General features: G+C 44.4%; 10 protein-coding genes. 5 read left to right on the top strand and 5 right to left on the bottom strand.

Going from position 1 to position 12,510, the window contains the following annotated elements; genetic code table 11:
- Positions 1 to 14: 14 nt before the first annotated feature.
- The gene (locus MmiHf6_RS00655; protein ID WP_316557797.1) at positions 15 to 305 is read right to left on the bottom strand and encodes a hypothetical protein; all 291 of its coding nucleotides are present in this window, start codon (positions 303 to 305) and stop codon (positions 15 to 17) included.
- 672 nt (positions 306 to 977) lie between these two features.
- Positions 978 to 1,172, bottom strand: coding sequence for a hypothetical protein (locus MmiHf6_RS00650; protein ID WP_316557796.1), 195 nt, complete (start codon positions 1,170 to 1,172; stop codon positions 978 to 980).
- A gap of 245 nt (positions 1,173 to 1,417) precedes the next feature.
- Here MmiHf6_RS00650 and MmiHf6_RS00645 point away from each other — a divergent pair, with 245 nt between their 5' ends.
- Together MmiHf6_RS00645 and MmiHf6_RS00640 are read left to right on the top strand one after the other, a co-directional pair.
- The gene (locus tag MmiHf6_RS00645) at positions 1,418 to 2,749 is read left to right on the top strand and encodes a TldD/PmbA family protein (RefSeq protein ID WP_316557795.1); all 1,332 of its coding nucleotides are present in this window, start codon (positions 1,418 to 1,420) and stop codon (positions 2,747 to 2,749) included.
- 1 nt (position 2,750) lies between these two features.
- On the top strand, positions 2,751 to 4,109 hold the full coding sequence (locus MmiHf6_RS00640) for a TldD/PmbA family protein (RefSeq protein ID WP_316557794.1): 1,359 nt from the start codon (positions 2,751 to 2,753) through the stop codon (positions 4,107 to 4,109).
- A gap of 166 nt (positions 4,110 to 4,275) precedes the next feature.
- Here MmiHf6_RS00640 and MmiHf6_RS00635 read toward each other — a convergent pair whose 3' ends face one another.
- A complete protein-coding gene (locus MmiHf6_RS00635; protein ID WP_316557793.1) occupies positions 4,276 to 4,683 on the bottom strand; it encodes a hypothetical protein in 408 nt (135 codons plus the stop codon).
- Between MmiHf6_RS00635 and MmiHf6_RS00630 the strand changes: the two genes are divergently transcribed.
- On the top strand, positions 4,668 to 4,967 hold the full coding sequence (locus MmiHf6_RS00630; RefSeq protein WP_316557792.1) for a hypothetical protein: 300 nt from the start codon (positions 4,668 to 4,670) through the stop codon (positions 4,965 to 4,967). The two genes, MmiHf6_RS00635 and MmiHf6_RS00630, sit on opposite strands and share 16 nt — an antisense overlap.
- A gap of 203 nt (positions 4,968 to 5,170) precedes the next feature.
- Here MmiHf6_RS00630 and MmiHf6_RS00625 read toward each other — a convergent pair whose 3' ends face one another.
- The gene (locus MmiHf6_RS00625) at positions 5,171 to 7,894 is read right to left on the bottom strand and encodes a calcium-translocating P-type ATPase, PMCA-type (protein ID WP_316557791.1); all 2,724 of its coding nucleotides are present in this window, start codon (positions 7,892 to 7,894) and stop codon (positions 5,171 to 5,173) included.
- Between the two features lie 149 nt (positions 7,895 to 8,043).
- Between MmiHf6_RS00625 and MmiHf6_RS00620 the strand changes: the two genes are divergently transcribed.
- The gene (locus MmiHf6_RS00620; RefSeq protein ID WP_316557790.1) at positions 8,044 to 8,439 is read left to right on the top strand and encodes a hypothetical protein; all 396 of its coding nucleotides are present in this window, start codon (positions 8,044 to 8,046) and stop codon (positions 8,437 to 8,439) included.
- 81 nt (positions 8,440 to 8,520) lie between these two features.
- Here MmiHf6_RS00620 and ppdK read toward each other — a convergent pair whose 3' ends face one another.
- Positions 8,521 to 11,175 (bottom strand): pyruvate, phosphate dikinase, encoded by a 2,655-nt coding sequence (ppdK, locus tag MmiHf6_RS00615; RefSeq protein ID WP_478219610.1) that lies wholly within the window; start codon positions 11,173 to 11,175, stop codon positions 8,521 to 8,523.
- A gap of 816 nt (positions 11,176 to 11,991) precedes the next feature.
- On the opposite strand from ppdK, the gene MmiHf6_RS00610 reads away from it, so the two are divergent.
- Positions 11,992 to 12,432: a hypothetical protein gene (locus tag MmiHf6_RS00610; RefSeq protein ID WP_316557788.1), complete on the top strand. Its 441-nt coding sequence runs from the start codon at positions 11,992 to 11,994 to the stop codon at positions 12,430 to 12,432.
- Positions 12,433 to 12,510 lie beyond the last annotated feature (78 nt).

Below are 12,510 nucleotides of genomic sequence, written 5' to 3'. Positions count from 1 at the left end.
ATTCGGATTGAAAATCAAAGTGAAAAAGGTGATTCGGATTGAAAATCAAAGTGAAAAATGCGATTCGGATTGAAAATCAAAGTGAAAATGTGATTCGGATTGAATGATTGAAATAAAAATGGTGCGGCTCGCGCGGCGGCGGCAGCTGCTGCGGCTGTCGGCAGCGGCGACTGCAGTGAAAACCTGATCGGCAGGCGGCAACACAAACCTGACCGGCAGGCGGAAACGGAAACCTCCCTCCCACTGCAAACAAACACCGCCCTCCAACTGCAAACAAACACCGCCCTCCAACTGCAAACAAACACCGCCCTCCAACTGCAAACAAAGCAGTCACAAGCCGGAGCCGAAAGCAGTTTAAAAAGCTGACTAATTTTAGTTTTTATTTTCGCATGGTAAGAATCTCCATCTCCTCCTTCACTCGCTTCGCTCGTGAACTCGTCGTTGGAGGGGCGGCATTTCGTCTTTTCATTTATTTTCAGACAAAATCAAACATCGATTTTCTATAATTTTTCGATAAATCCGAACGCCCCTTAATCCCTAAATTTAAAGAATCTTTTTTAAAAAAACGGCGTTCGATTTTTGTTTTAGATTAATAAAACCGATGTTTGTTTTTTGATTAAAATGAAGAAAATCCCAAACTACAACCCCGCAATTTGAGTTTCGGGCGGCGCGAAGCGGCGAACCGGACTTGAAACGCAGTTTCAAGTTTCCGAGCGCAGCGAGGAAACGAGGCTTGGCGGATTCTTCCCATATGAATAAAAAATGACTTGACAGATTCAAATTAAAACTAAAAAATGTTTATCTGAATTTTTTATCAAAACAAAATAAAAAACGTGAGAAAGGTTGAAAATGAAACAAAACGGTGCAACTCGCGCGCGGCGGCTGCGCTGAAAAATACAATTCAAACAAAAGAAACGAAAATACAAAAAGTAAACAACAAAAAATGAAAATAAAAAATAAAAAGTTATAAACCGAAATCAGAATTCCGGTTTGGAGAATGCGTATGCAACGAAGCAAATGACGACGCCGATGCCGACAAGGATCATCTGGTTAACATCGCTTGTCAAATCAAGCTGAGTCAACGGTGCGCCAAACGCATACCATGCGAAAATAACAATTGAAAGGGCAACTGAGGCCGCTGTAACATATGCAATTTCTTTAATGCCAATCATTTCAAATCACCTTAATCTTGAAAGAGGTTTTAAATTTATATACTTTACCCTTTTCGATAATGAAAATGAAAAATATTTCAAAAAAAGAAAACAAAAACCAATGTATCAATACAAATAATAAAATACAAATAAGCCCCAATTTCTATTCAATTCAATTTATCTTAATTAATCAATTCGATTAACCAATTCGATTAATCACTTTAATTAATTTTAATTCATTCTAAAAAACAGAAAGAGGGAAAAAAATGGATAAAATTCAATATTATGACGCTAATCAAATCGAAGGGCGCTCCATGACAATCGTTTTAGACAACGGAAAACTTGAAACGATTTCCAAAAACAGTTCAAAAGGCGCCGGAATTCGGGCGCTCTGCCAAGGTTCCTGGGGATACACGTCAATTGACGGCGAAACCGATTTGAAAGTCGGCATCCAAAACGCATCCGAACTGGCCGCTTCCATGAACAGAAACACGCCTAAAGACAAAATCATTCTCGGACAAGTGCCGAAAAGAAAAGTCGGCAGCATGCCGGCCATAAAAATCAATCCCAAAGACATCAGCATGGAAGACAAAGTCGAACTGCTTCGCGAAATTGAAAAACACGCCAAAGAAGAAGGCATCAAAAGCACGCGCGTTTCATATTCCGAATCAATATTAACAACGCGTTTTATGAACTCTGAAAACGAAGAAAGGGAATATAAAACCGTTCGAAGCGGATTTGCCGTCTCCGCCGTCGCCGCCGAAGGTAGCAACTATCAAGCCGGCAGAGAAAGCCGTTTTAACATTTCCGGTTATGAAATTTTTGAGAAAAATGATCCTTACGAACTTGCAAAACACGCCGCCGAAACGGCAAAATCATTGCTGACCGCAAAAACGCCCAAAGGCGGAGCGCTTCCCGTCATTTTGGATCCCGAACTTGCAGGCGTTTTCGCGCACGAAGCCGTCGGTCACGCTTCCGAAGCGGATCTGGTGCTGCAGAATGATTCCGTGCTTTCCGGAAAACTCGGAAAACAAATCGCATCACCACAAATCACAGTTATTGACGACCCGACGCTTCACGAATACGGCTATTATCCGTTTGATGCCGAAGGCGTTCCTTCCGAAAAAACCGTTCTCATCCAAGACGGCGTTATGAATTCTTATATGCATTCCAGAGAAACGGCCGGCATTTTTGACGGCGTTTCCGGAAATTCACGCGCGCAAGGCTATTCAATGCCTGTTGTCCGCATGAGCAACACGTACATCGACAAAGGAGACGCGACATTTGAAGAAATGCTGGAAGACATCAAAGACGGCATTTATTTGATCGGCTCCCGCGGCGGTCAGGTCAACACGGGCGAAGGTGTTTTCCAATTCAACGCCGAGAAAGGTTATATGATCAAAAACGGCGAAGTTTCGGATTTAGTACGCGACGTTTCATTATCGGGACAAACGCTTGACATTCTCAATCACATCAAAATGGTCGGAAACGATGTCAAACTGACAGCCGGCCACTGCGGAAAATCGGGACAAACTGTTCCCGTGACCGACGGCGCGCCGCACATATCGATTTCAAAAGCAACTGTCGGAGGTGCCTAAGATGTCCGGCAAGATTTTTCCCGAAAACAAAATTTCAATTGAAGAAATTAAATCGGGAATTGAAAAAGCGCTGAAACTTTCGGAAAAACTCGGCGCAACCGATGCAGAAATTGTTTTTTCGATCGGTGAGTCGACAAGCATTCAATTTAAAAAAGACATTATCGAAACGGCGAAACAAAGTACAAGCGCGGGTTACGGCGTTCGCGCGGTTGTGGGCGGCGCTGTCGGATTTGCCGGAACGAATCTGATGTCCGATTTGGAAAATACCGTTAAAACGGCGGTGGCTTCGGCAAAAGTGATGGAAGCGGATCCGCTCTTTAAGAGTTTTCCCGAGAAAGCGGAATACAAAGAAGTCGGCGGCTTGTTTGACGATAAAATCGTTGAGATGAGTTTGGATGAATGTATCGAATGCGCAACCGATATGATTTCAGGTGTCAAAAGTATCAAAAATATGATTCCGACATCCGGCGGATTTTCAAGATCGGTTTCCTACTTTATGATTATGAATACAAATGATTTGTTCGCTCAAAGAAAAGGAACGGCGATTTCCGGGTCGGCCGATGTGACGACGGAGTCGGGAGAAGTTTCAACCGCTTATGATTACGGCGTGTCGCGCAAGAAAGATATTGATTTTACCGCAATCGGCAAAAATGCGGCGGATCTGGCGAAGAAATCGATGAAAGGAATCACATGCGGCGCCGAGAAAATGCCGGTGATTTTCCATCCGTTTTCATTTTCAGACATTTTGGAAAACACGCTTGTACCTTCTGTTGATGCCGACAATATTCAAAAGGAAAGATCGGGATTGGTCGGAAGACTCGGTGACGAAATTGCCGATTCGAAGCTGTCAATTATTGATGACGGAACGCTTGCCGGCGGCATTTCAAGCGGCGCTTTTGATGATGAAGGAACGCCGACGCAGGCGACAACTGTGATCGGTAACGGTGTTTTGAAATCGTATTTGTATGACAGCTACACGGCGGGAAAAGACGGCGTCAAGAGTACCGGAAACGGATACCGCTATTCGTATTCGTCCGCGCCGAGCGTTGATTACAGCAATTTCATTATTCAATTTCCGCAAAGCGACGTGATTGCCGAGACGAAAAAAGGCATTTACATTAACACGGTGATTGGCGCTCACACGGCAAATGAGATTTCAGGCGACTTTTCTGTGGAAGGCAGAAATGCGTTTTTGATTGAAAACGGCGAAATAACGAAACCGATCAAGTCGGTGATGATTTCGGGAAACATTTTTGAAATGCTCAAGAATATCGACGGCGCCGGAAAAGATGTTCGGTCGGTGGGCGGAATCATTACGCCTTCGATACGAATTTCAGAGATGAGCGTGATCGGCGAGTGATGAGAAATAAAAAAGAAAAAGAGAGAAATAAACGATTTCGGTTTTGATTTCTGTTTGATAAAAATCGAAATTCGTTTTAATTCAATTTTTTTGCATTGAACAATTTTTATCTTTTTTAAAAAACGGCGAGTGATTTTCATTCAATTTTAAAAACGACAATTATTTTTCATTCAATTTTAAAAAATGGTGATTGATTTTTCATTTGATTTTTTTTACGACGACTGATTTTATTCAATTTTTTAAAGTTGGAGCGGCTCGCGCGCGGCGGCGGGCAGCTGCTGCGGCTGCCGGCAGCTGTGACGCAAACCTGATACCAAGCGGAAACAGAAACCTGATGCAAAGTGGAAACAGAAACCTGACTCCCACTGCAAACAAACACCTGACTCCAAACGGAAACGGAAACATGTAGGTAGCAGCGGCACGTTCGCGAATGCGAACGGATTACTAAAAAAAGAGCAGATGCAGGCGGAAGCACAAACATGATCCGGCAGCAGCAACGCAAATCTGATCCGGCAGCGGCAACACAAACCTGATCCGGCAGCGGCAACACAAACCTGATTGGCAGCAGCAACATTAAAAGACAGTTGCAGACTGTTCCGCTTGGCAGGAGCTGCAGCAGTAAAAGACAGTCGCAAGAAGGAACAAGCTGAAACAGAAAAGCAATTAAAATCAGCGGTTTTTTATTTTTCGTTTTGTATGGGAAGAATCCGCCAAGTCTCAATTCCCAACGCTATGCTACGGGAATCTCGACTTGCGGGAGCGGTATTTTGTCTTTTCATTTCACTTTTGAGACAAAATGAAACATCACCTTCAATTGAAATTATTCAAAACGGAACGCCGTTTTTTAATGAAATCTAAAAATTTAAGATTAGGGTTTTATCGGGCGTTCGGGTTCACCGTTTTTGAAAATTGGATGTTTGGGTTTCTTTTGAAAACATACAAAAAGAGAAAATAAGTTGAATAAAACAAAAAAAGAAAATGAAATGAAAAATAAAACAAACGCCCTTTTCATTTTCAGAACTAAATGAATCGGGCGTTAAATTATTCTTTCAAACATTCTTTTAAACCGTTTGCGCCTCATGTTTCTTATTGTGCATGTACCGGAAAATCGCTTTTCTGAACTCGATAAACAGCAGCATGACAAAACAAAGCACCAGAATCAATGCCCACTCTGTGATTGTCAGCGCAGTCAATCCGAAGATGTCGCGCAAAAACGGTACGAAAACGATGACGACCTGAAGCGCTGCCGAGCCAAAAAACGCCAGCCAAAGGTACGGGTGCTGTTTGGGATGAATCTTGAAAATGCTTTGCCGCTCCGACTGGAAACCGAGCGCGGCAAACAGTTGGATCAAACCAAGCGTCATAAACGCCATCGTAATACCTGTTTGAGCCGACGTCCGGCTGCCGATAAAGTAAGCCGTCAGCGTTAAAATCGCGCCGACAAGACCGATTAAGAAAATATTGAACCATTGACTGCCTGTCAAAAACGGAATCTTCTGGTCGCGCGGCTGTCTTTCCATAATATCTTCTTCGGGCGGTTCAACACCGAGCGCGAGCGCGGGGAATGTATCCGTCACCAAATTCACCCACAAAATGTGAATCGGCGAAAGAAGCGTGAATCCCATCACCGTTGCCGCCAAAATCGCAATCACTTCGCCGATGTTGGACGAAAGCAAAAAGCTCACAGTTTTATGAATATTATCGAAAATACCGCGCCCTTCTTTGACGGCAATCACAATCGTCGCAAAATTATCATCGGTCAAAACCATGTCCGCCGTTCCTTTCGCAACATCTGTTCCCGTAATGCCCATGCCGACGCCGATATCAGCACTTTTGAGCGCGGGCGCATCATTCACGCCGTCGCCGGTCATCGCGACAATTTTGCCGCGCTTCTGCCAAGCATCGACGATTCTGACTTTATGTTCCGGAGAAACACGCGCGTAAACACCGATTTGAGTGATTTTTTCATCAAATTCCGCGTCATCCATTTCTTCCAAATCCGCGCCCATAATCGCAATTCTGTCGTCATCCAAAAGACCGAGATCATTTGCAATCGCAACAGCGGTCGTTTTATGGTCACCCGTAATCATGACCGGAATAATGCCCGCCTTTCTGCAGACTTGAATCGTCTCTTTCACCTCGGGACGCGCCGGATCGATCATCCCGGACATGCCGCAGAAAATCAAATCATTTTCGACTTCTTCCATATGTTCAAAATCGACATCCGAAACTGAATCAACATCTTTATAAGCAAAAGCCAAAACACGAAGCGCTTTTTCAGCCATTTCTTCGTTGGCGGTCAAAATGATTTTCCGCATGTCATCCGTCATCGGAACAATTTTCCCGTCTTTAAAAGCCGACACCGAGCGATAAACAATGCTTTCGGCAGCGCCTTTGACATAAATTCTGTAACTGTTACTGCCGGCACCTGCCGCGCTGTTTTCGATTCCGCTGTTTCTGATTTCATCATCTTTGGCAACCGCGACCGTTGAACGTTTCCGGTCCGACTCAAACGGAATTTCGGCGGCCCTCTTTCTGTTTTTCAACTCCTCTGTTGTTTTCAAACCGTTTTCCAAAACATAATCCAAAAACGCGTTTTCCGTCGGGTCTCCCGCCGGTTTTCCGTTTTCATCAATTCTCGAATCGTTGCATTCCGCAAACGCTTCTGTCAGCGGAATCAGTTCTTCCGAATTCGGATCTTCGATTTCTTTAAAGACCCACATTTTTTTAACGGTCATTTTATTCTGCGTCAATGTCCCCGTTTTATCGGAACAGATCACCTGCGTCGAGCCGAGCGTTTCAACAGCGGGCAAACGCCTGACAAGCGCGCCTTTCTTGGCCATTCTGGACATGCCGAGCGCCAAAACGATTGTGACGGCAGCAACCATTCCCTCAGGAATTGCGGCAACAGCAAGCGAAACAGCGGTCAAGAACATTTGCATCGTATCCTGTCCCGTAAAATAACCGATTGCAAAAACAGCGACGGCGATAATAATCACAAGAATTGAAATGTATTTTGAAATCTGGTTCAATTTCTTTTGAAGCGGCGTGATTTCTTTCTTCGTTTCCGAAAGTTTGCCTGCGATTTTTCCGATTTCGGTGTTCATTCCGGTTGCAATGACAACACCGCTGCCGCGGCCGTAAACGATGTTCGTTCCCATGAACGCCATGTTTTCGCGGTCACCCAGAGAAATCTTTTTGCCGTCAGCGCTTTGAATTGAATCTGTGCTTTTGTCAACAGCTCTGGATTCTCCCGTCAATGCCGATTCTTCAATTTTGAGGGAATTGGCTTCCGTAATTCGAATATCTGCCGGAATCGAATCGCCCGCTTCCAAAACAACAATATCGCCGACAACTAAGTCGGCTGCGGGAATCATTTTAACGGCGCCGTTTCGTAAAACACGCGCGTTGGGCGCCGCCATTTTCTTTAAAGCTTCTAACGACGCTTCCGCTTTATATTCCTGAGCGGTTCCGAGAGCCGCGTTTAAAATAACAACAATAGAAATAATAATCGTATCAATCGGCAATTCGCCTTCCATATGGCTGACATATGCCGTAATAAGAGCTGCCGCAATCAAAACCCAAATCATCAGGTCTTTAAATTGCGATAAAAAAATAGAAATAACAGATTTTTTACCTTTTTCTTCAAGCTTATTCGGACCGTTTTCTTTTAAGCGCCGCTCTGCTTCCTCATTTGATAATCCCTGCGGATTTGTTTGAAGAATCCTGCAGGTTTCATCAGAAGTTACAGAACACCAATCGGCGACCGTTTTCTCTTCGTTCATGATATCCTTCTGACATTTTGTTTTTATTATTATAAAAATAACCCAATACAGATGTTTAAGTCATAATTTGAATTTAAAGTTTGCTGAAAAAATTGTTCGCTCCGCCTGAGGCGGTGCTCACAATTTTTCATATTGGCGGGGGGAGGGCGGTGTTTGTAAAAAATCGCTTCGCGATTTTTCAGGCTGCGCCGGTTTGCAGTGGGAGGGCGGTGTTTGTTTGCAGTGGGGGGGTGTTTGTTTGCAGTGGGAGGGCGGTGTTTGTTTGCAGCGGGAGTCGGGTTTCTGTTTGCAGCGGGAGTCGGGTTTCTGTTTCCGATTGGAGTCGGGTTTCTGTTTGCAGCGGGAGTCAGGTTTCTGTTTCCGATTGGAGTCGGGTTTCTGTTTGCAGCGGGAGGGAGGTGTTTGTTTCCGATGGGAGGGAGGTCTCCAATTGGGCTTGGAGAGTGGCGTTTATGAAAAAATCGCACAGCGATTTTTTCGCCACTTTTCGGGCGCTGCCCGCGCGCGTGAACCGCTCCGCTTTTCTAAAAAAAATCAAAACTTGATCCCCGTATTTAATATTCAATCAAAAAAGACGTTAAAATTCAGAAAAAAAGAGATTTGAAAACCGGACGAGCCGATTTTCATTACTTTTCATTTTCAATAGATGCCTGCGCCGCTGTCAATCGTGCAATCGGCACTCTGTAAGGCGAGCAGCTGACGTAGTTCAAACCAATCGAATAAGCGAATCGAATAGAGCTCGGCTCGCCGCCGTGTTCGCCGCAGATGCCCATTTTCAAATCGGGTTTCGCGGATTTTCCTTTCTTGACACCGATTTTCATCAATTCGCCGACGCCTTCCTGATCGATTGCAACGAACGGATCGACAGGCAAAATGCCTTCCTCAATGTAAAGCGGAATGAATTTCGCGACATCGTCTCTTGAGAAACCGAACGTCGTCTGCGTCAAATCGTTTGTACCGAACGAAAAGAAGTCCGCTTTTCTTGCGATCTGATCAGCCGTCATCGTTGCGCGCGGCAATTCAATCATTGTGCCGACCGTGTATTCGATTTGAACACCGCATTCGTCCATCACTTTCTGAGCCGTTTCGTCAACGTCCTTCTTCGTGATTTCCAATTCACGGACGTGTCCTACGAGCGGAATCATCAGTTCGGGTTTGACGACGATGCCTTCCTTGTGAAGACTGCAGGCCGCTTCAATAATGGCGCGCGTCTGCATATTGTAAATTTCAGGATAAGTAATTCCGAGACGGCAGCCCCTGTGGCCGAGCATCGGATTCAATTCATGCAAATTGACAACGCGGTCAATCATCTTTTCAATTCGTTCCGTTTCTTCTTCGAGTGTTATTCCTTGCGGAAGAGCTGCCGATCCATTTTTCAAATCTTCCAAATGGCTTTTAAGTTCAAACACTTTCGGGAGGAATTCGTGAAGCGGCGGGTCCAAGTAACGAATCGTCACTGGTTTTCCCTGCATGACGCGAAGAATTTCCGTAAAGTCTTTTCTCTGCATCGGCAAGAGTTCCGCCAAATACTTTTCACGCTCTGCTTTCGTTTCGGAAAGAATCATGCTGCGGACAACCGGAATTCTGTCATCTTCAAAGAACATATGTTCGGTTCGGCAAAGACCGATTCCTTCTGCGCCGAGTTCAAGCGCTTTTATTGCGTCTTCGGGATTGTCTGCGTTTGCGCGGACGCCGAGCGTGCGGAATTCATCCGCCCAGTCAAGAAGCATTCCGATATCTTCGTTGATTTCGGGCGGAATCAAAGGCATCTGTCCCAAAATGACACTGCCCGTGCTTCCGTCAATCGTAATATAATCGTGTTCACTGATTGTCAAATCGCCGACATAGAATTTTTTGTCTTCGGATTCGGAAATCGTAATGTCACCGCAGCCGACAACACAGGGCTTGCCCATGCCTCTGCCGACAACAGCCGCGTGAGACGTCATGCCGCCGCGAACTGTTAAAACACCTTCTGCAACATACATGCCGCCGATGTCTTCAGGTGATGTTTCTGTTCTGACCAAAATGACCTTTTCGCCTTTTTCAACCATTTCTTCGGCGTCTTCGGGCGTGAAAACGACTTTCCCGACGGCGGCTCCCGGAGATGCGGGCAAACCTTTTGCAATCACTTTTTGTTCGCATTTCGGGTCGATCATCGGATGGAGAAGCTGGTCGATCTGCGCGGGCGTGACGCGCATGACAGCTGTTTTTTTGTCAATGAGGCCTTCTTCCACCATTTCAACGGCGATCGTTGTCGCGGATTTGGCGGTTCTCTTGCCGCTTCTGGTCTGAAGCATGTAAAGACAGCCTTCTTCAATTGTAAATTCAATATCCTGCATGTCCTTGAAGTGCTTTTCAAGGGTTTGGCAAATGTCAATTAATTGCTTATACGCGTCGGGAATTTTGGCTTCAAGCGTTGAAATTTCAGACGGCGTGCGGATGCCGGCAACGACGTCTTCGCCCTGCGCGTTGATTAAATATTCGCCGAAGAATTTGTTTTCGCCGGTGGAGGGGTTTCTCGTGAAAGCAACGCCGGTTCCGGACATCTCACCCATGTTGCCGTAAACCATGGACTGAACATTAACCGCTGTTCCCCAGTCGCCCGGGATGTTGTTGATTTTGCGGTATGTGATGGCGCGCTGAGAGTTCCAGGAGTCAAAAACGGCGTTGATTGCCATGAATAATTGTTCTTGAGGATTTTGGGGGAAGTCAAAGCCTTTTTCGTCTTTGACGATTTTTTTGGAGACGGCAATGATTTCTTTTAAATCGTCAACGGACAGATTGGTGTCCGATTCAATGCCGGATTTTTTCTTTTGTGCTTCAAGCGCCTTTTCGAATTTGCTGAATTCGATGTTTAAAACGACATCGCTGAACATTGAAATGAATCGGCGGTAGCAGTCATAAGCAAAACGAGGATTTTCGGTTTTGGAGGAGAGTCCTTCAACGGATGTGTCGTTGAGGCCGAGATTTAAAACAGTGTCCATCATGCCCGGCATGGAAATTCTTGCGCCCGAGCGGACGGATACGAGAAGAGGGTCGGCATTGTCGCCGAGTTTTTTGCCGGTCGCGTTTTCAAGTTTTTCGACAGCGGCTAAAATTTCTGTCTGCATTTCATCCGTCAGCCCTTTGTTCGCTAAATAATGCGTACATGCTTCCGTTGTAATCGTGAAGCCGGGCGGGACGGGAATGTTTAAATTCGCCATTTCAGCCAGATTCGCTCCTTTCCCTCCAAGGAGATTCTTCATGTCACTTTTTCCTTCCGTCTGTCCTGCTCCGAACATGTATGTATACTTTACCAAAAGTTTTCCTCCGATCTTTTTTCATCCCAAAATAAAACGTGAAATGATTTCCTTCTTTACAGATTCTTTTCAGATACTCTTTGTCAGATGAAGTTCTCTCACTGCAAAACGGGATATAAAAATGAGTTATACAGATGTATAAATGTATTAATTTAATGATTATTAAACAAATTGTAATTTAAATGAAATATTAAATTGTAATTTAAATTGTAATAATTTGTATATTGCCCTTATTAAAACACCCGATTCGATTCGCCACAAATCAATAGCGGTTGCTCAATTGTAAATAAGTTATACGTTTGAAACATGAAATCTCTTCTATTAAATCGTTTTGCTTTCCAAAATCTTTTAATTTTATATTTTATTCAAAATATGACAGATTATTTTCCTGCTGAAAATCATTCCTGTTTGCAAAATAAATTTTCAATTTTCCAAGCAAAATTTAAATAGAATTGAAAAACGAACTGATGAATTCATTTCGTTTGTTTTGATTCATTTAAATGTTGTTTTCACAGGCGGCTGCGCGCGCGAGCTGTTCCGTTTTTCGTGAATGTTTTCAAACACATATCGCGCTTTTATTTTATTTCGGGGTGAAACCTAAACATCCAATTTTGAGAAAGCGTTGAACCTGAACGCCCGATAAAACCCTAATCTTAAATTTTTAGATTTTCGATAAAAGAAGGCGTTCCTTTTTGAAAAATTTAATGAAAAACGATGTTTCAATTTGTCTTGAAATTGAAATGAAAAGACAAAATACCGCCCCCGCAAGTCGAGATTCCCGTAGCATAGCGTTGGGAATTGAGACTTGGCGGATTCTTTCTCATACGATACGAAATACTCAAACCCGCCGGTTTTAATTGCTTTTACGATTCCGGCAAAGTGCCGTTCCTGCGACTGTCTTTTACTGCTGCGGCTCCTGCCAAGCGGAACAGTCTGCAACTGTCTTTTAATGTTGCTGCTGCCAATCAGGTTTATGTTTGCACTGTCGGTCAGGTTTGCATTTCCGCCTGCATCTGCTCTTTTTTTAGAAATCCGTTGGCATTAAATTTTGCTCGCTTCGCTCACAAAATTTCGGGTTGCTGCGAGAGGAAGTGTTTGTTTGCAGCGGGAGGGAGGTTTCCGTTTCCGCTTGCAAGTCAGGTTTCCGTTTCCGCCTGCCGATCAGGTTTGCACTGCAGTCGCTGCTGCCGGCAGCCGCAGCAGCTGACCGCCGCCGCGCGCGAGCTGCACAAATTTTAAAAAATAATCAAAAATGAGGCACACGTTTTAAAAAATGAAAAAATGAAATGAAAATGAAAAACAAAAAAATGAAAAGTA

The sequence above is a fragment of the Methanimicrococcus hongohii genome (assembly GCF_032594095.1).
Taxonomy (GTDB): Archaea; Halobacteriota; Methanosarcinia; order Methanosarcinales; family Methanosarcinaceae; genus Methanimicrococcus; species Methanimicrococcus hongohii.
The sequence above is the reverse complement of the archived record's forward strand: the minus strand, read 5'-3'. Positions and strand labels throughout refer to the sequence as shown.

Coding starts and splice junctions, on each gene's coding strand:
- MmiHf6_RS00650 (WP_316557796.1), bottom strand. CDS start 1,172: ATGATTGGCATTAAAGAAATTGCATATGTTACAGCGGCCTCAGTTGCC.
- MmiHf6_RS00645 (WP_316557795.1), top strand. CDS start 1,418: ATGGATAAAATTCAATATTATGACGCTAATCAAATCGAAGGGCGCTCC.
- MmiHf6_RS00640 (WP_316557794.1), top strand. CDS start 2,751: ATGTCCGGCAAGATTTTTCCCGAAAACAAAATTTCAATTGAAGAAATT.
- MmiHf6_RS00635 (WP_316557793.1), bottom strand. CDS start 4,683: ATGTTGCTGCTGCCAATCAGGTTTGTGTTGCCGCTGCCGGATCAGGTT.
- MmiHf6_RS00625 (WP_316557791.1), bottom strand. CDS start 7,894: ATGAACGAAGAGAAAACGGTCGCCGATTGGTGTTCTGTAACTTCTGAT.
- ppdK (WP_478219610.1), bottom strand. CDS start 11,175: ATGTTCGGAGCAGGACAGACGGAAGGAAAAAGTGACATGAAGAATCTC.